This is a genomic window from Sulfitobacter guttiformis (assembly GCF_003610455.1).
Classification (GTDB): domain Bacteria; phylum Pseudomonadota; class Alphaproteobacteria; order Rhodobacterales; family Rhodobacteraceae; genus Sulfitobacter; species Sulfitobacter guttiformis.
This window is the reverse complement of the sequence record NZ_RAQK01000002.1, coordinates 1,024,360-1,048,408: the sequence shown is the minus strand read 5'-3', so window position 1 is coordinate 1,048,408 and position 24,049 is coordinate 1,024,360. Positions and strand designations below refer to the sequence as shown.

26 protein-coding genes are annotated in these 24,049 nt (G+C 56.0%); 13 read left to right on the top strand and 13 right to left on the bottom strand.

Annotated features, from left to right (window positions below):
* The first annotated feature begins 59 nt into the window (after nucleotides 1-59).
* Together thyX and C8N30_RS17640 are read left to right on the top strand one after the other, a co-directional pair.
* Complete coding sequence (thyX, locus tag C8N30_RS17645) at nucleotides 60-980, top strand: FAD-dependent thymidylate synthase (RefSeq protein ID WP_025061465.1); 921 nt, start codon at nucleotides 60-62, stop codon at nucleotides 978-980.
* A gap of 11 nt (nucleotides 981-991) precedes the next feature.
* Nucleotides 992-1,837 (top strand): DUF4238 domain-containing protein, encoded by an 846-nt coding sequence (locus C8N30_RS17640; RefSeq protein WP_025061466.1) that lies wholly within the window; start codon nucleotides 992-994, stop codon nucleotides 1,835-1,837.
* A gap of 76 nt (nucleotides 1,838-1,913) precedes the next feature.
* On the opposite strand, the gene C8N30_RS17635 is transcribed toward C8N30_RS17640, so the two are convergent.
* Nucleotides 1,914-2,396 (bottom strand): REP-associated tyrosine transposase, encoded by a 483-nt coding sequence (locus tag C8N30_RS17635; protein WP_025061467.1) that lies wholly within the window; start codon nucleotides 2,394-2,396, stop codon nucleotides 1,914-1,916.
* 158 nt (nucleotides 2,397-2,554) lie between these two features.
* On the opposite strand from C8N30_RS17635, the gene C8N30_RS17630 reads away from it, so the two are divergent.
* Nucleotides 2,555-2,857, top strand: a complete 303-nt coding sequence (locus C8N30_RS17630) for a hypothetical protein (RefSeq protein ID WP_037967812.1) — start codon at nucleotides 2,555-2,557, stop codon at nucleotides 2,855-2,857.
* A 53-nt stretch (nucleotides 2,858-2,910) separates the two neighbouring features.
* On the opposite strand, the gene C8N30_RS17625 is transcribed toward C8N30_RS17630, so the two are convergent.
* On the bottom strand, nucleotides 2,911-3,117 hold the full coding sequence (locus C8N30_RS17625; RefSeq protein WP_025061469.1) for a cold-shock protein: 207 nt from the start codon (nucleotides 3,115-3,117) through the stop codon (nucleotides 2,911-2,913).
* A 178-nt stretch (nucleotides 3,118-3,295) separates the two neighbouring features.
* Here C8N30_RS17625 and C8N30_RS17620 point away from each other — a divergent pair, with 178 nt between their 5' ends.
* Complete coding sequence (locus C8N30_RS17620; RefSeq protein ID WP_025061470.1) at nucleotides 3,296-3,616, top strand: ArsC/Spx/MgsR family protein; 321 nt, start codon at nucleotides 3,296-3,298, stop codon at nucleotides 3,614-3,616.
* Here the strand turns inward: C8N30_RS17620 and C8N30_RS17615 are convergent.
* From C8N30_RS17615 to C8N30_RS17590, 6 genes are all read right to left on the bottom strand, one after another.
* Nucleotides 3,613-4,161 carry a DoxX family protein gene (locus tag C8N30_RS17615; protein ID WP_025061471.1) on the bottom strand — a complete coding sequence of 183 codons (549 nt, stop codon included), beginning with the start codon at nucleotides 4,159-4,161 and terminating at the stop codon, nucleotides 3,613-3,615. The two genes, C8N30_RS17620 and C8N30_RS17615, sit on opposite strands and share 4 nt — an antisense overlap.
* Nucleotides 4,158-4,910, bottom strand: coding sequence for an HvfC/BufC N-terminal domain-containing protein (locus tag C8N30_RS17610; protein ID WP_025061472.1), 753 nt, complete (start codon nucleotides 4,908-4,910; stop codon nucleotides 4,158-4,160). Before C8N30_RS17610 ends, C8N30_RS17615 begins: the two co-directional genes overlap by 4 nt.
* Nucleotides 4,910-5,770, bottom strand: a complete 861-nt coding sequence (gene bufB, locus C8N30_RS17605) for an MNIO family bufferin maturase (protein ID WP_025061473.1) — start codon at nucleotides 5,768-5,770, stop codon at nucleotides 4,910-4,912. Before bufB ends, C8N30_RS17610 begins: the two co-directional genes overlap by 1 nt.
* 73 nt (nucleotides 5,771-5,843) lie before the next feature.
* The gene (locus C8N30_RS17600) at nucleotides 5,844-6,146 is read right to left on the bottom strand and encodes a BufA1 family periplasmic bufferin-type metallophore (RefSeq protein ID WP_025061474.1); all 303 of its coding nucleotides are present in this window, start codon (nucleotides 6,144-6,146) and stop codon (nucleotides 5,844-5,846) included.
* A gap of 192 nt (nucleotides 6,147-6,338) precedes the next feature.
* On the bottom strand, nucleotides 6,339-8,285 hold the full coding sequence (thrS, locus tag C8N30_RS17595; protein WP_025061475.1) for a threonine--tRNA ligase: 1,947 nt from the start codon (nucleotides 8,283-8,285) through the stop codon (nucleotides 6,339-6,341).
* An 86-nt stretch (nucleotides 8,286-8,371) separates the two neighbouring features.
* Nucleotides 8,372-9,547, bottom strand: coding sequence for an MFS transporter (locus C8N30_RS17590; protein WP_025061476.1), 1,176 nt, complete (start codon nucleotides 9,545-9,547; stop codon nucleotides 8,372-8,374).
* Between the two features lie 108 nt (nucleotides 9,548-9,655).
* Between C8N30_RS17590 and C8N30_RS17585 the strand changes: the two genes are divergently transcribed.
* The 6 genes from C8N30_RS17585 to C8N30_RS17560 all read left to right on the top strand — a co-directional run bounded on the left by C8N30_RS17585 (nucleotide 9,656) and on the right by C8N30_RS17560 (nucleotide 14,482).
* The gene (locus C8N30_RS17585) at nucleotides 9,656-10,933 is read left to right on the top strand and encodes an MFS transporter (RefSeq protein ID WP_025061477.1); all 1,278 of its coding nucleotides are present in this window, start codon (nucleotides 9,656-9,658) and stop codon (nucleotides 10,931-10,933) included.
* Between the two features lie 50 nt (nucleotides 10,934-10,983).
* Nucleotides 10,984-11,214 (top strand): hypothetical protein, encoded by a 231-nt coding sequence (locus tag C8N30_RS17580; RefSeq protein ID WP_025061478.1) that lies wholly within the window; start codon nucleotides 10,984-10,986, stop codon nucleotides 11,212-11,214.
* A gap of 106 nt (nucleotides 11,215-11,320) precedes the next feature.
* A complete protein-coding gene (locus C8N30_RS17575; protein WP_025061479.1) occupies nucleotides 11,321-12,067 on the top strand; it encodes an alpha/beta hydrolase in 747 nt (248 codons plus the stop codon).
* Nucleotides 12,068-12,643: 576 nt separating this feature from the next.
* Entirely contained in the window at nucleotides 12,644-13,069 is a 426-nt protein-coding gene (locus C8N30_RS17570) for a VOC family protein (protein ID WP_025061481.1), read from the top strand.
* Nucleotides 13,069-13,695 (top strand): hypothetical protein, encoded by a 627-nt coding sequence (locus tag C8N30_RS17565; protein ID WP_232222788.1) that lies wholly within the window; start codon nucleotides 13,069-13,071, stop codon nucleotides 13,693-13,695. The genes C8N30_RS17570 and C8N30_RS17565 overlap by 1 nt, the downstream gene beginning before the upstream one ends.
* 76 nt (nucleotides 13,696-13,771) lie before the next feature.
* Nucleotides 13,772-14,482: an alpha/beta fold hydrolase gene (locus tag C8N30_RS17560; RefSeq protein ID WP_025061483.1), complete on the top strand. Its 711-nt coding sequence runs from the start codon at nucleotides 13,772-13,774 to the stop codon at nucleotides 14,480-14,482.
* 176 nt (nucleotides 14,483-14,658) lie between these two features.
* Here the strand turns inward: C8N30_RS17560 and phaZ are convergent, their stop codons facing one another.
* Complete coding sequence (gene phaZ / locus C8N30_RS17555; RefSeq protein WP_025061484.1) at nucleotides 14,659-15,969, bottom strand: polyhydroxyalkanoate depolymerase; 1,311 nt, start codon at nucleotides 15,967-15,969, stop codon at nucleotides 14,659-14,661.
* A gap of 115 nt (nucleotides 15,970-16,084) precedes the next feature.
* Here phaZ and C8N30_RS17550 point away from each other — a divergent pair, with 115 nt between their 5' ends.
* The 3 genes from C8N30_RS17550 (at nucleotide 16,085) to phaR (ending at nucleotide 19,224) form a co-directional block, all read left to right on the top strand.
* A complete protein-coding gene (locus C8N30_RS17550; RefSeq protein WP_025061485.1) occupies nucleotides 16,085-17,890 on the top strand; it encodes a PHA/PHB synthase family protein in 1,806 nt (601 codons plus the stop codon).
* Between the two features lie 195 nt (nucleotides 17,891-18,085).
* Nucleotides 18,086-18,535: a phasin family protein gene (locus C8N30_RS17545; RefSeq protein ID WP_025061486.1), complete on the top strand. Its 450-nt coding sequence runs from the start codon at nucleotides 18,086-18,088 to the stop codon at nucleotides 18,533-18,535.
* Nucleotides 18,536-18,669: 134 nt separating this feature from the next.
* Nucleotides 18,670-19,224 carry a polyhydroxyalkanoate synthesis repressor PhaR gene (phaR, locus tag C8N30_RS17540; RefSeq protein ID WP_025061487.1) on the top strand — a complete coding sequence of 185 codons (555 nt, stop codon included), beginning with the start codon at nucleotides 18,670-18,672 and terminating at the stop codon, nucleotides 19,222-19,224.
* Between the two features lie 100 nt (nucleotides 19,225-19,324).
* Here phaR and C8N30_RS17535 read toward each other — a convergent pair whose 3' ends face one another.
* The 4 genes from C8N30_RS17535 to C8N30_RS17520 are packed head-to-tail and all read right to left on the bottom strand — an operon-like array spanning nucleotide 19,325 to nucleotide 24,018.
* Complete coding sequence (locus tag C8N30_RS17535; protein WP_025061488.1) at nucleotides 19,325-20,629, bottom strand: NAD(P)/FAD-dependent oxidoreductase; 1,305 nt, start codon at nucleotides 20,627-20,629, stop codon at nucleotides 19,325-19,327.
* A gap of 9 nt (nucleotides 20,630-20,638) precedes the next feature.
* Entirely contained in the window at nucleotides 20,639-21,997 is a 1,359-nt protein-coding gene (locus tag C8N30_RS17530) for a glutamine synthetase family protein (protein WP_025061489.1), read from the bottom strand.
* The gene (locus C8N30_RS17525) at nucleotides 21,997-22,680 is read right to left on the bottom strand and encodes a type 1 glutamine amidotransferase (protein ID WP_025061490.1); all 684 of its coding nucleotides are present in this window, start codon (nucleotides 22,678-22,680) and stop codon (nucleotides 21,997-21,999) included. Before C8N30_RS17525 ends, C8N30_RS17530 begins: the two co-directional genes overlap by 1 nt.
* Before the next feature lie 3 nt (nucleotides 22,681-22,683).
* A complete protein-coding gene (locus C8N30_RS17520; protein WP_025061491.1) occupies nucleotides 22,684-24,018 on the bottom strand; it encodes a glutamine synthetase family protein in 1,335 nt (444 codons plus the stop codon).
* Nucleotides 24,019-24,049: the final 31 nt, after the last annotated feature.

The following is a 24,049-nucleotide window of genomic DNA, read 5'->3' as shown; positions in this document are numbered from 1 at the left end:
GCCCTGTGCCAGATATAGTAGGCAACGAATCCATTCAAACGCGCCCAGAGGACCCCATCATGCCGATCAGCCCAGAGCAACAAGCCGAAATCGACGAGCAGCGGTCCAGCCCACAGCCCACCCTGCGCGCCGTCAGCGAAGGGATGGAGAGCCATCTCTATACCGCGTACCCCGTTCTCGATCACGGCTTTATCCGCGTCATTGATTACATGGGCAACGACGAGGCGATCTGTCAGGCCGCACGTGTGTCTTACGGAAAAGGCACCAAATCCGTCCAGAACGACGAGGGGCTGATCCGCTACCTCATGCGCCACTGGCACTCGACCCCTTTCGAGATGTGCGAGATCAAACTCCACGTTAAACTGCCCGTCTTTGTTGCGCGCCAGTGGATCCGCCACCGCACCGCGAACGTCAATGAATACTCCGCCCGCTACTCCATTCTGGACCGCGAGTTCTATATCCCCGAGCCAAGCCACATCAACGCCCAATCCGTGATCAACAATCAGGGCAGGGGCGGCGTCCTTGAGGGGGCAGAAGCGGCACGCGTCTTGGAGATCCTGAAATCCGACTCCAACCGCGCCTACGATAACTACGAGGCCATGATCGCAGAGACCGGCCCCGACGGAGAGCCTCAAGACGGCCTCGCACGAGAATTGGCCCGCATGAACCTCCCCGCCAACATCTACACCCAATGGTATTGGAAAGTGGACCTGCACAACCTCTTCCACTTCCTCCGCCTGCGCGCCGACAGCCACGCCCAATACGAAATCCGCGTCTACGCCGACGCAATCTGCAAAGTCGTCGCCGACTGGGTGCCAGCGGCTTATGGAGCGTTTGAGGACTACCGCCTAGGTGGAGCCACGATGTCAGGCAAGGCGCTGGATTGTGTGCGCCGGATGTTGAAGGGCGAGGAGGTCACTCAGGAAACTTCGGGCATGAGTAAAGGAGAGTGGCGGGAGTTTGAGGGGGCTATTAAGTGAGATTCTGATCGGTGAAGAAACCAAAGATACCCAAAAACCATCACTACGTGCCACAAGCGCTCCTTAGAAATTTCTGTTTTGAAGGTGAGGCCGTTTGGTATCACTATAAAAACGGAAAAAAGACTGCGCCAATACGAAGAAATGTTGAGGGAATATTCTCTGATTATCACTATTATACAATCGAAGAGGATGGAAAGAAGTCCGCGCACGTCGAAACAGGCTTTTATCAAAAAGTGGACGACCTTTTTGCTAGGATAGATCAAGAAGCAAAGAATATCTTTGATAGTGGCTCAATACCTCATTTTTCAGGCGATAGCCTCAATTCACTTTACCATATTTTTAGTATTTTTGCGAAGCGGACCAAAGACTTCATTGGCAACCTAGAAGGCAATCAGCTTGTGCGCCTTACCGACGATCTTGATGAGGAAGCGTCGACAGCGCTTCGACTGTTTTTGTCGCAGAAAAGCGATGAAGAAAAAGAGCAAATGGTGAAAAATGCTCGTATTAGGGCACAAGCACCTGAATCTAAAAAAGTTCTTGCTGGCTTAGATGGGCATAAGGCAGCATGGGCAACGGCACCTGTCAACAAGCAGTTTATTCTTGGCAGTTATCCAATTATCCGGCTCGATGATGGCGTAAAAAATAGGCTCGGTAGCCTAGAGGTTGAGCTATGGATTCCTATGTCACCGCATAGGATGCTGGGATTGGTACATCCTGACAAAGCTCAATCAAAAAGGCCGATATTGCTTTCCCCTGCGAAAGTTCGGGAAATAAGCGAATACATCTTTCGTAATAGTACGGAGCTGGCTAGCGCAAACTTTGATTTACTCGCTTCCTTAATGAAGCGGAGATCTTGAGTGAGCTGTAGGGTGCGCATTCATTGCGCACCGTCCGCCCTTTCACTCCGCGCATCGGTGCGCATGAATGCACACCCTACGCTTCACTCTGTTTGCGCCCATGATCGCGGTGCCATGACGAATATGGCCAATCACTGACATCATCGACGTACCCGTGTTTCACCGGATTGTGCCAACAATACGCGATGTGGTTCTCGAAATCGGCGGCATCGCGTATATGGTGCTCCCAAAATCTGCGCTGCCAAATTCCCTTCTCGCGCCGCGCAATATGGCTGGCCCTCCGCTGTCCCATCGGTAATTGACGCGAAAAGCGCGCTTTGATCGATTGCACCCGCTGACTGTATTCCGCGTCTCCTTCCGGCAGCGTCCAAACGCAATGCATGTGATCAGGCAACACAACCCAAGCATCAACTCTGAAGGGCCTTGTTTCCATCGTCGCGCGCACCGCTTGGCGCAAAATCGCTATCCGCTCCACAAGGGTCGATGACCCACGTTGCGCCAGAGTGATGGTAAGAAAAATACACGCGCCGGGGCGACGGGGTCGGATATAGTTCGGCATACCGACAAAATAACCGCAGTTAGGTTAATAAAATTCGAAGTGGCTGTGCCATCAGCGGCCCTCATCCGCCATGCAATAGGCCGAAGCCCCTGAAAAAGCTGGACTTGAACGCCGACATTGGCAAAACTGACCTCGAATAATCAAAGATAGGGATGATTATGTTTAAATTGAATGGACTTGTGCTTGTGGCCGCTTTGGGGCTTGTCACCGCCATGCCGCATACCGCAGCGGCAGAGACAAAGATCTACCCCTATGCTTCTTCCGAAAACTATTGCCCTGCGGGACTGCAGCCCGTGACCATCAATGGTGTCATCTGTTGCGGCCAGCCGAACCAGCGCATCACGTATCAGTCTGCAATGGCCCATCCGGTCGCGAAAGCGAAAACACACAGGGTCGTGCGCAAACACCGTCCCGTGCGCAGCTCTTGTCCTGTCGGGACAAAAGGCTGCACATTCGATTAACGCCTTGAGGTCGCACAGCTTTTCGACGGTCGTCTACATCCGGCGGATCGGCATCACAGGAGAGTGATGTCCGATGCCATCTGGCGTCCGTCACGCCCCTCTGCCATCTCGAAGCTCACTTTTTGGTCGTCGGCAAGTCCGGTCAGACCTGATCGCTCGACAGCGGAGATATGCACAAACACATCCGATCCGCCGCCTTCGGGTGCAATAAATCCGAAACCTTTTGTTGTGTTAAACCACTTTACTGTACCTGTTGGCATCTCTTACGAGCCTCCTTATTCAGTATGGAACCGCGCACATGCGGACGGGGTCTCTTGGCGTATTCGCCGCTCCCGTGCATAAGAGAATTGTTCACTTTTGATAAATTTCAAGGACAAGAGCGGAAAATCTGCGGAATTCGGCGATCTTGTGATTGAGCTGAGGAGGAATTAGGCGATGATTGAAATATTTGGTCTCAAAAACTGCGATACCTGCCGTAAGGCGCTCAAAGCGCTGCCGGGTGCGCAATTGCGCGACGTGCGCGATGACGGGGTGCCAGATGCGGTGATGGCGCAGGCCTATGCGGCGTTTGGCGATCGCCTGTTGAATACGCGCTCGACAACATGGCGTGGACTGGACGAGGCTGCGCGCAAATCGGCCCCTCTTGATCTGATTGCAGCGTATCCTTCGGTGATGAAACGCCCGCTGATAAAGGCGGACGAGACGCTGTTTTTGGGGTGGTCTACCGAAACCGAAGCCGCGTTAAAAGCAGCAGGCTAGCCGCGCGGACCCAGTGCGCGGTCGAATGAAAGGGGTCCGGCCCCTTTAACAATAATGACAAGCAGTAGAAAAATCCAAAGCGCGCGCTGATCTAGGATGATGCCATCGGCAAAGCGGTCAAACCAGGCGCCCACTACCTGCGGGTCACCCCACCCGCCATGGCCGTAAAGGTCGGTAAGTGTTTGAAGCGCCAGAAAACCGATCATGCCGAGTGCCGCCAAACGGGTCAGAAGGCCGATAACGATCAGCGCAGGCAGAATAAATTCGGCCCACGTGCCTGCAAGTACAACGAATTTTTGCCACAGCGCCATTTGATCCGTGTCATATCCGACCGCTTCGATCACACGTGGAAAAATTTGTGCATATGCGCCGGTTGAGGGTGAAAACAGCCCTAAAAACCCTTCACCCAGCTTTGTCAGTCCCGACACCCAGAAGTACATCAACAAGATTGCTGCAAACAAAAACCTCGCAACGCTCGGCAGAAGCCAGTCCGCTTGCTCAAGCCAGCTGGTCAGGGAGCGATAGAGGATAAGGGGTTTATTCATGAATGGTCCTTCTCGGGTGTGTGGAATGCATGTGATTGGAGTGCGAGGGTGAGTGCTGCGGCAAAATCAAATTCAGGTGCAGCCGCAACTGCTGCCTCCACAGCTTCGCCCACAGGAAGGCTGCCCAGAGCGATGAGCCATGTTGCCGCGCCTGGCGACAAAATATTAAGAGCTGGATCATATTCAGGCCGGGTCACCAAAACAGCCTGACCCTCATTTCGAGGCTGTGGCGCATCCGCATCCGTGGCACGCCGCCACAAATCGAAAAGCGGCCATCGGGAACGGATCAGTATCGTTGAGGGTGCCAAATGCAGGCGCAGGTTGGTGAGGACCTCCGGCGCTTGTTGCAGGACAGTCGCATCAAAGGGCATTGCATCCGCGGCATGGTAAGATGCGCGGAATGCCAGATCAAGGCGGGCCACATCCCCGAGATAGCCCAACTTTTTCAAAGGTGGAAAGCCTTCAAGGAAAGCAGGGAAATCAACGCCGTAATGCATCAGCATGGGTGATTTCGGCGGGTTCGCACGTACAAATACTGGCATCAGGCTATCAAAATTTTGTGCACCGAGCAGACTACGTGCTAGCGGAAATGCAACCTTCATTGCTTCGACCAGCGAATGGGTAACATTGTTGCGGTAAACGCCATAACGGCTACCGGCTGGCGCGCCGCACGCGTCAAGCAAACCCTTGGGTACAGGGGCGGCAACATCAAGCAATGCCGCGCGGAACTGTTCTTGGGTGACCGGCATCAGTCTGTCTGCAAGGAGGATAGGAGTGTAGCCGCACGCGCGGCCTCGTCACGCAGGACTGGCCACTCGGGCACATCGCTGTCCCATTCTACCAGAACTGGTCTGGGGCCGGATCGCTCGAGGGTGTAATCGAGCAAAGACCACACCGCGTCCACAACCGGCGCACCATGGCTGTCGATCAGCAATGGTGCGCCGTGGCCATCATAGTCCTGCTCATGTCCACCCACGTGGATCTCGCCCACAGCATCAAGCGGGTAGGCGTCGATATAGGCATGTGGGCTGAGACCGAGGTTAGTCGCCGAGATAAAGACGTTGTTCACATCCAGCAAGAGGCCACAGCCGGTCTTGTGCACCAGCGCGCCGAGAAACTCTGCCTCGGGCAGTGTGCTTTCGGCAAACGAGAGGTAACTGGAAGGATTTTCCAGCAGCATCTGACGGCCAAGTGTTTCCTGGACCTGTGTAATATGACTCGCAACGCGTGCCAACGTCGCCGGTGTGTAGGGCAGGGGCAGCAAATCGTTGAGGTACTCTGCCCCGTGGGTTGACCAAGCAAGGTGCTCGGAAAAGCGCGCGGGGGAAGTGCGGTCGATCAGCTTGCGCAGACGGGCCAGATGTTCAAGGTCAAGCGGTTGATCCCCCCCGATTGACAGTCCCACGCCATGGACAGACAGGGCAAACCGCTCGGACAGGGCACTCAGCTGGGCGTGAGGTCGTCCACCATCGCCCATATAGTTTTCGGCGTGAACTTCGATCCATTCCACAGGACCTGGATCAGACAACAAATCACTAAAATGTTGGGGTTTGTATCCGACGCCAACACCGTTGGGCAGGCCCTCGGAAGGGGAGGATTGGTCATACATAACAATGCTCACCGGTATATTTTGGACTTCCGCAGGGCCCGGTAATAATAGGGAAGGGCCCTGCGGAAAATTACTATGCTGGTAAATCGCGGTCTTGTGGCTCAAGTGAGCCTGCGCGCGCGGAACCGTCAGCCATCGCGGGCAGCTCGATGGTGGTGCAAGTGCCTGCATCGACCAGCGTCCAGGCATTGCCCTGATAATCAGTCACCGAAGAACCTGCGCATGTGGTGCCGGGGCCCGCTTTGCAGTCATTTGCGCCTGCGAGGGACACGCCATAGCATTTCTCTTTCGACGCGGCTTCGGCTGTGGTGGCAACGCCGGACACTGATGCAGCGATAACGCCAGCGATAGCGAGGGTTTTGAGTGTTGTGGACATTCGGTTTCTCCCTTTTGAAGTTGTGCTTAACTCTGTGAGATTAATAAATCAGGACCATCCACTAAAATCTACTCACGAGACAGTGTGTCACAGGCCTGTCAGAAAAACCGCCGGATTTCTTGTGCGAAACCGGCGGTTTTGGTGTTTTTGTAACAATCAGCACACCCCCGCGGGGAGGCTTGAAGAGAATTGTTACAACAGATCGGGTGCGGTTGCTTCGAGTTTCAAGGCTGCTGTAACATCGACCAGCGCTTGCACGGAAGTCTGCTTTTCGCCCAAGCGGCGGACGGAAACGGTCCGCTCCTCTACCTCCCGGTTGCCCACGGCGAGGATGACAGGAACCTTGCCAACGGAATGCTCGCGCACCTTATAGTTGATCTTTTCGTTGCGGGTGTCGGCCTCTGCCCGCACACCAGCCGCACGCAATTCGGCCACTACATCGGCCACATAAGCATCGGCATCCGAGGTAATAGACGCAACAACGACCTGACGCGGCGCCAGCCAGAACGGTAGTTTGCCTGCATGTTCCTCGATCAGGATACCGATGAAACGTTCAAAACTGCCGAGGGTGGCACGGTGCAACATGACAGGACGGTGCTTTGCCCCGTCTGTACCGACATAAGAGGCCTCCAACCGCTCGGGCAGGTTTGGATCAACTTGCAATGTACCGCACTGCCATTCGCGACCAATAGCATCCGTCAGTGTGAATTCGAGTTTCGGGCCATAAAATGCGCCTTCGCCGGGCAGTAGCTCAAACTCGTGACCGGCAGCATTACACGCATCGCCCAGCGCCTTCTCGACACGGTCCCAGCTTTCGTCACTGCCGATCCGCTTTTCGGGGCGCGTGGACAGTTTGATGGTCCAGTCGTTGAACCCGAGGTCCGCATAAACAGACGCGAGGAAAGTAATGAATTTTGCTGTCTCATCCACAATCTGGTCTTCGGTGCAAAAGATATGTCCGTCATCTTGCGTAAAACCGCGCACACGCATGATCCCATGCAGCGCGCCCGACGGCTCATAGCGGTTGCACGATCCGAACTCGGCCATGCGCAGGGGCAGATCGCGATACGACTTCATACCAGTGTTGAAAATCTGGACGTGGCAGGGACAGTTCATCGGCTTGAGCGCGTTAACAGTTTTCTCGCGCGCGTGATCTTCGTCTACTTCGACGATGAACATGTGGTCCTGATAGTTCTCCCAATGTCCCGAATCTTCCCAAAGCTTGCGGTTGACGACCTGAGGCGTGTTTACCTCGACATAGCCATCGGCGCGCTGTTTGCGGCGCATGTAATCCTGAAGTTGCGTATAGATCAGCCAGCCGTTCGGGTGCCAGAAGATCTGGCCGGGGGCCTCTTCCTGCATGTGGTACAGGTCCATCTCGCGGCCAAGTTTGCGGTGATCGCGCTTGGCTGCTTCCTCCAGCATGTTAAGATGCGCCTTGAGCTTTTCCTTACCGGTGAAGGCCACGCCGTAAATACGCTGTAGCATCGGACGGCTGCTGTCTCCGCGCCAGTAGGCCCCAGCGATGGACATCAGCTTAAAGCTGTCGCCGGGTACCTGTCCGGTGTGTTGCAAATGTGGACCACGGCAGAGGTCCTGCCAGTCGCCATGCCAATACATGCGAAGCGGCTCGTCGCCGGGGATGCTCTCGATCAGCTCGACTTTATAGGGCTCGCCCAATGCCTCGTAATGGGCGATCGCACGTGGGCGGTCCCAAACCTCGGTGCGCACCGCCTCGCGGGCGTTGATGATCTCTTTCATCTTCTTTTCGATCAGGCCGAGGTCTTCTGGTGTGAAGCTCTCTTTGCGGTCAAAGTCATAGTACCAGCCGTCCTTGATTACCGGACCGATGGTGACCTTTGTATCGGGCCAGATTTCTTGAACGGCACGCGCCATGATGTGCGCAAGGTCGTGGCGCACCAGCTCGTTGGCCTGCACTTCGTCTGCCATGGTGTGGATGGCAATGCTTGCATCCGCCTCAATGGGCCAGGCGAGGTCATAATGCTGGCCGTTGACGGTGGCACTAATAGCTTTCTTGCCCAGCGAGGTGGAAATGTCGGTTGCGACCTCATGCGCAGTAATACCTGCGGTATAGTGGCGTGCATTGCCGTCGGGTAGGGTGAGTGCGATCTGGACCATCTTGGTCTCCTCGTCGGTTTGGCGCCTACGAGACGCCCGGTTGCGGGTCTATGGTGAAGCGCTTTTGCCGTTCTGCGCGGTGTGCGTCAAGGGCGGGCTTCGCTAAGCGGGTTAAGGCGGGCCGACAGTGTCAAATGTACCAAGGCACAGGCCGCGCCTACACCCGCAGTTATCCCCAGCGACAAGAGCCCGAAGCCGGTGATCATCAGGCCGCCTACGGCCGAACCGATTGCTGCGCCGACATAGATCGCAGCGGCGTTCAACGAAAGCACCACAGGAGCGCGGTGGCCTGCAATTGTAATAAGGCGCACCTGTTGCGCCGCCATGAACGACCAGCTGCCCATTGCCCATAAGAACGCGAAAACGATCAGAAGTGGCACTGACATCGGCAGAAGCGAGAACACCGGCAGCACGCACATCTGTGCGATGCACAGCCACGTTAGCGTAATGCGCCAGCCGTACCGGTCCGACAGAAATCCCCCCAGCACGTTGCCTGCGACTGCGCCGAAGCCCGAAACCATCAGAACCATCGCTATGCCGTCGCGGCCAAAACCCATCGTTGCACTGAGCAGCGGCGCAATGTAGGTAAACAGAATATATTGGGATCCTATGAAGGTCGCAGTGAACATGATTGCCAGCATGAGCCGACCTTCAGCCACAACATCGCGCAGATCGCCCATGGTTACAGGCTGGAATTTCAGACCTGCGGGGACACGTGTCCAGATCAGCCAGACGCATGGCAGGGCCATCGCAAAGATAAGCCAGAAGGTCCAGCGCCACCCGAAGGTATAGGCGATCCAACTGCTGGCAGGTACGCCCACGACCTGAGACATCGTCAGACCGAAAAACACTGCCGCCAGCACTTTTGCACGTTGGTGCTCAGGGCTCAGCGATGCGGCGACCGCGGCTGCAAGCGGGGTGAAAATGCCTGCGCCCGCCGCGGCCAGAACACGCGCGATATTAAGACCAGTCAGGCCTGTGGAGAGCGCCGACATAATTGCGGCAAGTGCAAACAGTGCAAAACCCGCCGCCATGATCCGCCTGCGCCCGACACGCCCAGTAGAGGCGACCAACAGGGGTGATAACAGCGCGTAGGCCACCGCATAGGCGGTAAGGAGCTGGCCGGTTTGTGCCGCACTCAACTGCAAATCGTCTCCCAGCGGCTCTACCAGCCCGATGATACCGAATGCACCAACCCCGATCACAAAATTACACAGTGAAAGCGTCGGGATCAAAAAGCGGTCTGGGGGAGTTGTATGCATAGAAATTGTTTTAGCATTAAAGTAATTGCCGACAAGACAGCCCCCAGTGTGCCGCTGCGGCACAAGGTACGTTTAGCGCAAGGTGGCGAATAAAAGAGGGACTACAACATGAGCCAGAATATCGAAACGCGGGCCTTTGAGGTCATTTCCGGCGCCGATGGTCCGGCGGAAACGCTGAACGAGCCTGCACAAAAGGCCGAAGCCGCGAACGGACTGCGCCACGCTGTCTCCTTGGGAATGACAAAAGTTGCAGACGGGCTGATTGATCCGAAACTGGTGTTGAGTTGGTTGCTGACATCGCTGGGCGCTCCAGCGGTCTACGCTGGTGCGCTGGTCCCCATAAGGGAGGCGGGTGCATTGTTGCCGCAAATCTTGCTGGCCGGTTGGGTGCAGGGGATGGCGCGTCGAAAATGGGCTTGGGTCGCGGGATCCGCGGGGCAGGGCATCTGTGCAGGTCTTATTGTTCTTGCAGCCCTCACCCTTGAGGGGGCGGCAGCGGGGTTGGCTATATGTGCTGCGCTGGCCGTGCTGGCACTCTTTCGAGCAATCTGCTCGGTTTCGTATAAGGATATTTTGGGCAAGACGATCGGCCAGTCACGGCGCGGCTCGGTCACGGGCCTTGCTGGTTCCTTGTCCTCTGTTGGAGTGCTGGTCTTTGCCGGTCTGTTGATCGCAGGCGTGTTGGAAGAGCGAGGTGCAGTGATTGCCGCCATCGCGCTTGCGGCCTGTCTGTGGGGCGTGGCAGCATTGGTTTTTTCCAGCATCAAAGAGCAACCGAGTGAGGGGGCTTCGGGTGTTGCGGCAACCTTTAGTGTTTTGAAGGATAATCCAGATCTGTGGCGCTTTATCATCGTACGCGGATTGCTGACGGCCACTGCCCTTGCGCCCCCCTATTTTGTGATCATCGGCGGCGGCGAGGACGGCGGGACACTTGGCGGGCTTGGCGCGCTCTTGCTTGCCTCTGCGCTTGCCTCGTTGCTCAGCTCTTATGTCTGGGGGCGACTTTCCGATCATTCCAGCCGCCTTGTTCTGATGCTTACTGGTGTGGCGGGTGCTGTCGCGATGGTGCTCGCAGTTGCGCTGGCGCAACTTGGGTTGGCTCAAACTGTCTGGGCAATGCCATCGGCGCTTTTTGTGCTCATGATCGCCTATCACGGTGTGCGGCAAGGGCGCTCTACTTATCTTGTTGATATGGCTCCCGACGATCAACGCGCCGCATATTCGGCCGTCTCCAATACTGTAATCGGTGTGCTGTTGCTGGTGGCAGGCGTTGCGGGCGGGGGGGCTGCCCTTTTCGGTCCTCAGGTGGTTCTCGTCCTTTTCGCTGTGATGGCGGTAGCTGCCGCGGTGGTCGCAATCGGGTTGCCAGAGGCGCAGGATGCTTGAATAAAACTTTGGCTTAGGCCACAAAGACCTATCAAATCAAAGGTGAACTCATGCCCAAGTATAACCGTAAATTCGAGCTTACCCTCGCGGATATCGATCTGATCGAAGCTGCGCTGAACGTTGTGACACGCGACTTGTCACTGGGGCGCGAGGGCGCGCGTGCGTTACTTCCGATCGTGGAGGACGGAAATCACAGCCATGCGATCAATGATTTGCTCGGCCGCCTGCACAATCAAAAGATTTTCTATCGGCCCAGCAACACGCCATACGTCAGCGGCTGACCGATAGCCTACAGGGCGACTGCTTGCGCTAACGGATAAATAGTATTCGCTGCGGCCTTGCGCTCTGCGCGGTGGTTGCGCACTCATAAAATGCGGAGATACCCCGATGGCTGATCCCCTTTACCTCAAGACCCCTCAAGGGCGCGAGATCGCTTATCACCTGACTGAGGGCGAAGGCCCTTGTGTGGTGTTTTTGGGCGGCTTGAAGTCCGACATGCAGGGCACCAAAGCGGTGCATCTGGAGGATTGGGCGCAGGAAACGGGCCGCGCGTTCTTAAGGTTTGATTATTCAGGGCATGGACAATCCAGTGGTACATTCGAGGAGGGCTGCATCGGGGACTGGCATGCCGACACACTCGCAGCGATCGAAGCGTTGACTAAAGGTCCGATTGTGCCTGTTGGATCCAGCATGGGCGGATGGCAAGCGCTGTTGTTGGCCCGTGCGCGCCCGGATCGGCTGGCGGGATTGGTCACAATCGCTGCTGCCCCTGATTTTACCGAAGATGGCTGGTGGGCAGGCTTCGATGCTGCGCAAAGGGCACTACTCGAGGCAGAAGGCCGCGTTGAATTACCGTCCGATTACATGGAGCCTTACATAGTGACGAAGCGGATGATTGAGGACGGCAGGAATCATCTGGTGATGCGTGATCCGCTCGAACTGGCCTGTACGGTCCGGATGCTGCAGGGCACCGCAGATACCGCCGTCAGCGTTGCTATCGCCACACAGTTAGTGGCCCACGCCGCAAGTCCCGACATGCAGCTTTTGCTCGTGAAAGATGCCGATCACCGCTTTTCAGATGGCCGCTGTCTTGGCCTGATCGAGCGGGCGGTCGAGGAGGTTTGCGCATTGTAAAGCGTCTTTGGACGCGGTCCTGCTTTGCGATTGTAATCGTGCTGGTCGTGCCGTTCCTTGAGGTGCTTCTGGGCGACGACGAGTCTGTCAGCAATTCAGCGCGCTTTGACCAATCCGAGCTGATTAAGGGCGTTAGAACTCACCCGCGCATCTCTTCCACTCCGGCATAAATAATCCGATTGCAAAATATCTGCCATGGCCAGCGGCGCGCTGCCGGATGCCGTTGGTCACCGGACTCGAGCACAGCTTTCAGCCGATTACCCGACAGATGTCGGCCTTTTTGACCGCTCAATTCCCTTCGGTGCCTGTGATGGCGAAGGCAGCGCTCGTCGAAAAGTGGACAATCAGGACTTTTTAAATGCCGACAGACCCGCCCTGCGCATGTGCTCGGACGACAATCGAGAAGGCCACGCGGAGCGAGGGGGGTGGCATGGCGTGCGCCCGTGGACATTTGGCAGCCGGTTTTGAGGAATGCTGATGGAAGTTTGCCGATGTCATCACAATCGATATAATGCTTCCTGCGCAGTCAGACGTAGTTGCTGCAGAAATTCTCGACGGGATCGGAGCGCTGCCAAGATGGAACAACGCATAAGCCTGAACACACTGGGTGTAACGGATATGGAGCGTTTGACGGCTTTCTACGAGGCCCTCGGCTGGAGTCGCGCCAGCAGCGAGAAGGGTATCATCGCATTCGATCTGATCGGGCAGACACTGAGCCTCTATTCGATTGAAAAGCTGGCCGAAGACATTGGCGTGAGCGTTGCGCAGATGGGGCGCGGGGCCCTAACATTCTCCTATAACACAAGGAAAAAGGCGGAAGTCACTCCCCTGTTGGCCCGCGCCGAGGCCACAGGAGGACGGATTTTTCGCCTTGCATTCGATGTGTTCTTGGGTGGCAATATCGGCTATTTCGCTGATCCCGAGGGGAACATCTTGGAGATTGCGTATAGTCCCCACTCACCTCTGTCTGATGACGGCGCATTTCGCTGGAACGGTTATTAATGCGCCGTCCCTCCAGCATGCGCGGCCTCGAGAATTTCGGCAGGACCCGACTGTCGCCCAACTTCTTCGTGCGTGACTTTATGATTAGCGAGATTAGCGCGTTCCACGGGATCCCGAATATTCCAGACAACCCCGATCTGGCAATCGAGCGCGGACGTGCATTTTGTGAAACGCTTCTGGAGCCGTTGCATGCCACCTTTGGTCAGGTCACAGTCCGTTCAGGTTACCGTTCGGCCGCGCTCAATACGTTTGGGAACGAGAATAACCTGAATTGTGCGCGCAGCGACAATCCTATCGAATGCCATATCTGGGATATGCCCGAGCATGTGGTCGCAGGCGCGTCGATTGTCATCCCGTGGTTTGCAGACCAATATAGCCAAGGTCGTGACTGGCGCGATCTTGCCTGGTGGGTCCATGACCACCTGCCTTATTCCGAGATGTGGTTTTTTCCCAAGCTCGCTGCGTTTAATCTGGTGTGGCGGCCTGTTCCGCGCCGCACGATCAGCAGTTATGTAGCACCGAGGGGCATGTTGCTGCGATCAGGAGCAGAACCCGCCGAAGATGTAGACGCCCGCGCTGCGCGCTACGCGGATTTCCCCCATTTGCAGGGCATAACGCCCCTTTGATCCTCTGCGCCTCTTGCGCCCCCGCCCTTAGCAAGCCATTCACACGAGGCAGTATAACCGGAGTTAAAAGCAAACAATGAAAGAGCCGCTGGTTCTATTGCCGGGGATGATGTGTGATGCGCGCCTGTTCGGCCCGCAAATCGCAGAGTTGTCGAGTGATTTGGCCGTGATGGTGGCACCCGTCACAATCGGAGAGCGGATCGAGGAGATTGCATCGATGCTGCTTGATATCCTGCCCAAGCGGTTTGCGTTGGCCGGTTTATCGATGGGCGGTGTCGTCGCGATGGAGATTTTGCGCCGCGCTCCTGACCGTGTGACCCGCATTGCATTGCTTGACACGCACCCGCTGGCCGAAACACCGGTGATTGCCGCCAACCGCGAGCCGCAGATCGTTAAGGTCCGCTCGGGACGCTTTAGTGACGTGGTACGAGACGAGATCAGCCCCAGTACACTGGCGCCCGGTCCCTACCGCAAAGAGGTGCTGGCGCTGGTCATGGAGATGGCGCAAACGCTGGGCCCTGAAATCTACATCCGGCAAGCCCGCGCCATGCAGCGCCGCAAGGATCAGCAGGCAACCCTGCGCCGATGCAAAGTGCCGGCACTTGTGCTGTGTGGGGCGCATGACACGTTGTGTCCGGTCAAGCGGCACGAGTTTATGGCAGAGCTGATTCCCTACGCCCAGCTGCGCATCCTTGAAGGTTCAGGGCATTTGCCCACACTTGAACAACCCGACGAGACAACGGCAGCCTTGCGCGAGTGGATGGCACTTCCATTGGTTCTGCGCTGACGAAAAGTGCCCTTCACCAAAGCTTTAATCAGACGTGTTGATTGCTTTGAAACTGCGCCTCCGCCAAGAAAGCAGGCCAGAAAACTAAAAGATCTGGCCCCGTACGCAAAAACCCCTTTTCGCGCCGATCAGGCATGAAAAGGGGTTTTTGACAGTTTTGACATAGCTTCTAAAAATTAGGCCGCCGCATTTTTATTCGCCGGCTTTTCGGCAGCTTTTCCGGCCGCTTCCTTGCGGCGGTACCCCGGAGGAGTGCGAGTCTCGTTGTCGTCGATGAAATCGAGAACAAGGGGGCGGATGTTCTGGCGCCAGCTTTTGCCCGCGAAAATACCGTAGTGTCCGGCACCGTCTTCAAGGTGGCTGGCCTTTTTGTCATCGGGCAGACCGGTACACAAAGCCAGTGCCGCAATGCACTGTCCCGGAGCGGAAATATCGTCTTTTGTACCTTCAACTGTCATAACGGCGACAGTTGTGATCTTGCCAATGTCGACTTTTTTGCCCGCGACGGTAAAATCATTTTTTGCAATCTCACCGCTTTTGAAAATGCGATCGACGGTCGAGAGATAAAATTCTGCCGGCATATCCATCACGCAAAGGTATTCATCGTAAAATTTGTTGTGCTTGTCGTGCTCATGCGCTTCGCCTTTTGCGACACGCTGAATCTGGCTCACGAACGCATCTTTATGCGTATCGGGATTCATCGAGATGAACGAGCTGAGCTGCAACAGACCGGGATAGACCTTGCGCCCAACGCCTGCATGTTTGAACCCGACCTGCTGGATCATGAACTGCTCGAGTTGGCCCATTGTAACGGAATGGCCAAAATCGGTCACCTCTGTCGGTGTCGCATCAGGATCGATCGGACCACCGATCAGCGTTAGCGAACTTGGCTGCGCCTTGGGATCTTCTTCCGCGAGATATGCTGTGGCAGCGAGGGTGAGGGGGGCGGGCTGGCACACGGCGATTACGTGGGTCTCGGGCCCCATAAAGCGCATGTAATCCACCAACCGAAGTGTGTAATCCTCAATGTCGAACTTACCTTTGCTCACTGGGATGTCGCGCGCGTTATGCCAATCGGTGATGTACAAATCACAATCGGGCAAAAGGCTGATGACGGTGGAGCGCAGCAGCGTGGCATAGTGACCAGACATCGGTGCCACGAGCAGAACCTTGCGCCGCCGCTCGGTCCGGCCTGCAACCTCGAAATGCAGCAGATCGCCGAAATCACCTTCCATCACGACTTCTTCGGTCACCACACGGTCTGTACCATCTAGGCCTACAAAGTTCGGAATATTCCAGTCGGGTTTGACAACCATGCGGCTGAATGTACGCTCGGTAACAGCGCCCCATGCGCCGATCCACTCAAGCGCTGGGTTGGGAAACATTGAAAAGGCAGGATAGGAGGCCATCGCCTGCGCCGACGCGCCGAGCCACTGATTAGTGTTTCGGATTGTCTCCATCATGTCGTAAGATGCCATAAAGCGCATTGCGGAACTCCTGTACCTAAGCCCAAAACCGGGCGCTACTGCCGCCAAAACGACCACCTATCGGGCCGATCTGACGAAAATGCTGCAACTGCAAACATAGGACGGAACAAATAATATGGCAACTGATACCTCGCAAGGTGGTGAACCCTCCGCAGCGTCCATGGAGCGGATGAAGGAAAACCTGAACAAAGTAGAGGCACTGCGCGCACGGCTGACCAATGTGCTGGCCACGCGCAACACCCATCAGGCCGCGTTGGATGCCCCGAATCAGGAACTGTTCCACAAAGCCGCCAAAGCCTACATGCAAGAAGCGATGACAAACCCTGCCAAACTGATCGAGCATCAGTTGGGGTTCTGGACCAAATCAGTGACCCATTTCGTTGAGGCGCAACAGGCCCTCGCAAAGGGGACACTGACCGCGCCCGAAGATCGCACGCCGACCGATCGTCGCTTTGCCAATCCGTTGTGGGAAAAGCATCCGTATTTCAATTTTGTCAAACAGCAATACATGATGAACGCCGAGGCCCTCGCGCAGGCCGTCGAAGACGTTGAAGATATGGAACCGCGTGAGAAGCAGCGCCTCGCTTATTTCTCCCGCCAGATAATCGACATGATGAGCCCGACGAATTTTCTGGCAACCAATCCTGATGCCCTGCAACGCGCAGTCGATACCGACGGGGAGAGCCTGATTAAGGGACTCGAGAACCTGATCAGCGATCTGGAGGCCAACAAGGGCGAGATGATTGTGCGGCTGGCCGATGAAAGCGCATTCCAGCTGGGCGAGAATATTGCGACCACGCCGGGCAAAGTTGTTTTTCGCAATCGCATGTTCGAGCTGATCCAGTACACGCCGACAACAGAGCAGGTGCACGCCACGCCGCTGGTCGTGTTTCCTCCCTGGATCAACAAGTACTACATACTCGATCTCAAGGCGCAAAACTCGTTTGTGAAATGGGTGCTGGATCAGGGCTATACCTTGTTTATGGTCTCGTGGATCAATCCCGATGCGACGTACCGCGATACGGGGATGGATGACTATGTGCTGGAGGGCTACCTTGCGGCATTCGACGAGGTGAAAGCGATCACTGGCGAGAAAGAGTTGAACGCGGTTGGATATTGCATCGCCGGTACAACGCTAAGCTTGACCCTCAGCTTGCTTAAACAGCGTGGTGATACGACTGTAAAATCGGCCACTTTCTTTACCGCGCTTACGGATTTCTCCGATCAAGGCGAGTTCCGGCCCTTCCTCACGGATGACTTTATTGACGGGATCGAGGCCGAAACGCAGGACAAGGGCATTCTGCCATCCATCGTGATGGCGCGAACTTTCTCGTTCCTGCGCTCAAACGATCTGGTCTACGGGCCTGCAGTCAAAAGTTATATGATGGGAGAGACGCCACCGGCGTTTGATCTGCTCTACTGGAACGGTGACGGTGCGAACCTGCCTGCCAAAATGGCGATGCAATACCTGCGCGGGTTGTGCCAGAACAACGAACTGGCCGAGGGCGGCTATGACCTGTGCGACGCGCATCTGGTGCTCGAAGAGGTTGATGTGCCGATCTGCGCCATTGCCTGCGAAACGGATCATATCGCGCCATGGAAAGACAGCTTTCGCGGGATCAAGAAAATGGGCAGTACCGACAAGACCTTTATCATGACCCAGTCGGGCCATATCGCAGGCATCGTCAATCCGCCCAGCAAAGGCAAGTACGGCCATTACACCAACGTGGATCTGTCGCTGGATCATGAGAACTGGCTGGCGGGTGCGGAATTCACCGAAGGTTCGTGGTGGCCGCGCTGGGAGACATGGTTAAACAACCGCTCCGGAGACATGATTCCCGCCCGGATTCCCGGCGAGGGCGGGCGAAAAATCTTGTGCGATGCGCCGGGCACCTATGTTGCCGTAAAGGCAAGAGGCTGATTTTTCAGCCAGTTTCAGGGCCTCTCTTACGGGATGCTGCGGTGCAGAAAAAACTTGCAATGCTGCGGTGCAGCATCTATATTGTTGGTAGACGCGGAACACTGGAATGGCAGCACGCTGTACGATCTGGCGGGACGCGAATTGAAATTCACGCTGGGCATCGTGCCACGCTGATACAATCAAAGGATTACGACAATGGCCGCTACAAAAACACCAGACATGACCGCAATGCTTAAAGATATGATGGGCGCATTTCCCGTGGACACCACATCGATGGAAGCATCCTTCAAAACTTCTGCAGCTTTGAACGAAAAACTGTCCAGCGTCGCGCTGTCCGCAGTAGAGAAATCCACCGAGATTTCTTCGGCTTGGACCAAAGACACAGTTGCGAAACTGGCCGAAATGGCAAAAGCCAAAACCGAGCCTGCAGACTATGCAAAAGCCATGACCGACTTCGCAACCGTTTATTCCGAAGCAGCAGCCGAGCATATGGCAGCTTTCGCTGAAGTTGCGAAAAAAGTTCAGATGGAAACAGTTGAGTTGATGATGGCCGCGGGTAAGGACATGTCCGACGAGGCAACAGCCTCCATGACCAAAGCAGCGGACGACGTAAAAGCTGCGGCAAAAAAAGCCACAACAAAGTAAGTCTGGTTTCCAGACCGGCATCTGCCCTCGGGTGAGTGCTTTTTAGGGAAGGGTGTGCTGCATGCAGCGCGCCCTTTCTTTTTGCGTATGCAGCGTCTAGGCTGCAGTGCAGCACACCTAGGGGAGGAACTTACGTGGCAGAAACAAGCAAACCCCTTCTGATTAAAAGATACGCCAGCAGGCGCCTCTACAATACAGAAACAAGTGACTATGTGACGCTCGAAGACATCGCGGGCTTTATACGTGACGGTCGCGAAGTACAGATTATCGATCTGAAATCCGGTGACGATCTGACGCGGCAATATCTTCTCCAGATTATTGCAGAACACGAAAGCCGCGGTGAGAGCGTTCTGCCGGTGGATGTTCTCAATGATCTGGTGCGCAGCTACATGACCGGGAAGGTCAGTGTTGTGCCGGAATTTTTGCAACAATCCTTCACCATGCTGCGCGACGGTCAGGCCAAGGTGGTCGAGAATATGACCTCGATGAACCCGTTGGCAAAAATGCCGGGTTTTGACGCGATGCAAGCACAGCAAGAAGCGTTTATGAAGGCCATGACTGGTGGATGGACAGGCCCTGCGGGGACACAATCGCCGGATGGAAAACCTTCCGCGGAAAACAGCGATGATCTTGATGCCATCAAGCGCCAGTTGGCGGAGTTGCAAGAGAAGCTGTCGAAATTGAAATGAGCGCTAAGGTGGGAAGCTGAAATATAGATAAGGCGGGTCTATGGCCCGCCTTTTTCTATGTCTTTAGTGTAAGCGCTACGGAGGGATAAAGCCTGCCCTGCTAAAGGCCCAATTTGTCGCGCAGGCCGTACCAGCTCATTGCGAGGACGAGCAGGGGCGATCGCATGGCGGGCCCGCCCGGAAACGGTGTGCTGGGAAGGGCCGCTAAAGTATCAAAGCCGTCCGCGTCGCCAACGATGGCCCGCGCCATAAGCTGGCCTGCGTGGGTGGCGGTGCCAACGCCATGACCGGAATAACCGGATGCAGATAACATGTTTTTGGCAGGCCGCGTGAGGTAGGGGAGGCGCTTCATCGTTATCCCCAGTGTGCCGCCCCAAGCATAGTCAATCTTCACATCTTTAAGATGTGGAAAAATAACCGACATAGGCTTGCGAACTTTTGCGCCAATATCCGCCGGAAAGCGGTAGCCATAGCTTTCACCGCCACCGAACAGCAGGCGGCCATCATTGCTTAGGCGGAAATAATTCACGACAAAGCGGCTGTCGGCAACGGCAACATCGCGGGGCAGAACGTCGTTGATCCTGTCACCCAGCGGCTCGGTCGCTGCGATGAAATTATTGATCGGCATCACACGGGCGGCCACGCGATGGTTTAACCCTCCGAGATAGCCGTTGCATGCGAGAATGACGTGGTCAGCCACGACATTACCCGCATCAGTACGTATCGTGGATGTCGTCCCTTCTTCAATATGATGCACGGCAGAGCGTTCATAAATACGCACACCAGCGGCAGCGGCAGCCCGCGCAAGCCCAAGCGCGAAATTCAACGGATGCAGATGGGCCGCCCCCATATCCAGAATTCCGCCGCGGTAATCCGGGGAAGGGCAAACCGATTGAAGCGTTACATGATCCAGCGTCTCGATCTGGTCATAGCCGTATTTCTGCGCTAGATGGTCGGCGTATTTGTGCAGGTGGCGTACATCGCCCGCAGTGGAGGCGGTCCACGCTACGCCAGGCTTTAAATGACAATCTATGCGGTGATCGACAATGAGTGATTTCACCAGATTTTTGGCATCCTCCGCAAGCTCCCAAAGTTTGGCTGCCTCCGGCTCGCCCACGAGCTTCTCAAGGTCGTCCTGCTCCATCCGCTGGCCTGATCCGAGTTGTCCGCCGTTACGACCCGACGCACCGAACCCGACGCGCTGCGCATCGAGCAGGATCACATCGCGCCCCGCCTGAGCCAGATGAAGAGCTGCCGACAGGCCGGTATATCCAGCGCCAATCACACACACATCAGCCCTATGCGCGCCCTTCAGGGTGTCATAAGCCGGTTGAGGTGTGGCCGTTGCCGCGTACCAACTCGGTGGGTATTTGCCGCGATTGTCGTTGGCGTAAAGCAGGTTCATCACATCGCCTCAAACGTTGAGTAGAAGGTGCTCGCGCTCCCAAGGCGAGATAACCTGCAAGAACTCATCGTATTCTGCCTCTTTAACAATGGCGTATACGCGAACAAATTCTGGACCCAGCACTTCGTGCAATGCCGTTGACTCGCGGAACAGGTGAAGTGCCTCGCCCATTGTGCGGGGAATGTCGCCATCGCCATCATAGGCGTCGCCCTTGAATTCGGGCATGGGCATCTTGCCTTCCTTGAGGCCTAGATATCCACATGCCAACGAGGCCGCGATGCCCAAGTAAGGGTTACAATCCATCCCCGCCAGACGGTTCTCGACCCGCCGCGCGGCAGGGCTGGAGAGCGGTACGCGGATGCCAGTTGTCCGGTTGTCACGACCCCACTCAAGGTTGATGGGCGCGGCGTGATCTTTGACATAGCGACGATAGCTGTTCACGTAAGGTGCAATCACAGCAAGGGCTGCCGGCATATGGTTCTGCAACCCTGCGATGAAGTGCATGAACGGCTCTGTCTCGCCGCCGTCCGCATCGGAAAAGATGTTTTTGCCTGTTTTTGTATCCAACACCGAATGATGGATGTGCATCGCTGATCCCGGTTCGTCCGCGATTGGTTTGGCCATAAAGGTAGCATAACAGTCATGACGCATCGCAGCCTCGCGGATCAGACGCTTGAAGTAGAACACCTCATCGGCCAGCTTGACCGGATCGCCGTGCAACAAATTGATTTCGAGTTGGCCAGCGCCGCCTTCCTGCGTGATCCCGTCAATCTCGAAGCCTTGCGCTTCGGCGAAATCATAGATGTCGTCGATCACGGGCCCAAATTCGTCAACGGCTGTCATGGAATAGGCCTGCCGCGCAGCAGCAGGGCGCCCTGAGCGGCCCATCATCGGTTTGATTTCCTGTGCTGGGTCCAGATTGCGCGCGGTCAGGAAAAACTCCATTTCCGGGGCGACAACAGGTTCCCACCCTTCGGCACGGTACAATTCGACAACGCGTCGCAGCACATTGCGCGGGCTGAACGGTACCTCGTTACCATCGCGGTCATAGGCATCATGGATGACTTGCAAGGTCCAGTCGGCAGTCCACGGTGCCGCAGTCGCAGTGGACATATCGGGCCGCAGGATCATGTCGCGCTCGATAAATCCATCCGCGCCTGCGGCCTCGCCCCACTCACCGGTAATGGTTTGGTAAAAAATGCTGTCAGGCAAATGAAAGCTATCCTGACGTGCGAATTTGGAGGCAGGAACCGCCTTGCCACGCGCAATACCGGGCAAGTCAGGAATAATACATTCTACCTCGTCCAGCCGCCGGTCCTTGAGGTAGGCGGCAGCTGCGGGGGGCAGTTTCTCTTCCCAATCTTGCATCATGATCTCGCTTTTTTCTTGAAAAATTGCGCCATGTAGTTGGCGACATCTGCATTGTCGGTCGGCAGGGGCAGGGTGGTCGTCGCTGCCACGAGCTGCTTGTCAGGTACAACTCCCTCACCGCGTGTCTTAATCAACCCGTCGATAAATTCAGCGGAAAACTCGGGGTGGGGCTGCACGGTCCAGATCGTATCGCCGTAAGCCAGCATTGCATTGGCGCAGAAATCAGAACTGCCTACAACGCGCGCTGTTTCGGGCAGGGTAACAACCTGATCCTGATGCCAAGCGTTCAGCGCGACGGGCTTGCCCTCCAGAACGTACTCGGTGCGCCCCACGGACCAGCCGCCATTAAATTTCTCGACCTTTCCACCCATGGCTTGCGCGATGATCTGATGGCCAAAGCAGACCCCTATCATCGGTTTGCCGGTGGCATGGATATCGCGGATCAGATCCTCCAGCGGGGGGATCCACGCGTGATTCTCATAGGCACCGTGTTTGGACCCCGTAATAAGCCAACCGTCCGCAGCTTCGGCGCTATCCGGAAAAATACCGTCAACGACCGAGAATGTCTCAAATTCAAAATCATTCCCGTCGAGCAGACGCTCGAACATCTGGTCATAATTACCAAGGGTTTCAATCATCTCTTCGGGCGAGTGACCTGTGCGCAGGATACCGATTTTCATGTGTTACACCGTGTCCAGATAGATTTCGACCTGTTCCGCGCGGCTCAGCTCTTTCATATAATGCAGCTCTTGGCGCTTTGTCAGAACAAGGTTCTGGATCAGCTCGGGGGTGAAAATACGGGCAACGGCGGCATCTATCTCGAAGGCGTCGATGGCAGTTTCCCAAGTGTGCGGAATTTGCGGCAGGTCGGCGGCATAGGCGTTTCCAGTGATCGGAGCAGCCGGCTCCTTGCCGTCTTCGATCCCGTTGATCGCAGAGCCAAGTACCGCGGCCAGCATCAGATAAGGGTTTACGTCTCCGCCCGATACTCGATGCTCGATCCGCCGCGCCTTGTGCGAACCGGAGGGTATACGGATTGAAGATGTGCGGTTCTCATAGGCCCAACTGACGCCGGTTGGTGCATGGCTTCCCGGCACCATCCGGTCAAAACTGTTCGCGTGTGGCGCGAAAATGAGAGCCGATCCAGCCATCGCCTCAAGGCAGCCCGCAACCGCGTGGCGCATCATGTCGGTACCTTCCGGCCCACCGTTGTCAAAGACGTTGTTGCCCTCGGAATCAATCACCGAAAAATGGGTGTGCAGACCGGAGCCCGCGTAATCCTCATAGGGCTTGGCCATAAAACTGGCAGCAAATCCGTGCCGCCGTGCTAGGCCACGTACCAGCATCTTGAACAGCCAGGCATCATCGGCGGCGCGCAGTGCATCATCGCAATGCATCATATTGATCTCGAACTGGCCCAGGCCGGCTTCTGATATCGCCGTGTCGGCAGGAATATCCATTTCTTCGCAGGCGTCATACAGATCGGTAAAAAATTGGTCGAACTGGTCAAGGGCGCGAATGCTCAGCGTCTCTGCGCCCTTGCGGCGTTTACCTGACCGTTCAGAGATAGGAACCTGCAATTTGCGGCCACTGTCATCGATCAGGAAAAACTCCAGCTCTACAGCGCAGACAGGGGTCAGGCCTCGTGCTTTGAAACGGTCCAGCACAGCGCGTAGTGCATGGCGGGGATCGCCCTCATAGGGGCGGCCATCCTCGTGAAACATCCAGATGGGCAAGAGGGCGGAAGGCGTTTCAAGCCACGGCATCGGCATAAAGCCCCGTTCGGTAGGTTTGAGAACGCCGTCACGGTCACCGCTGTCAAATACCAGCGGGCTGTCATCAATGTCTTCGCCCCAGATGTCCAGATTAAGCACGGAAAACGGAAAACGCGTGCCCTCTACCGCAACCTTGTCGGCAAAGCGTGTGGGTATACGTTTACCGCGTGGCACGCCGTTAAGATCGGCAGCTGCCACACGGATTGTGCGGACGGATGGGTTTTTTCGAAGCCAGTTATGCATAGGTCACCAGTTTGGTGCGCTGGCAAATACC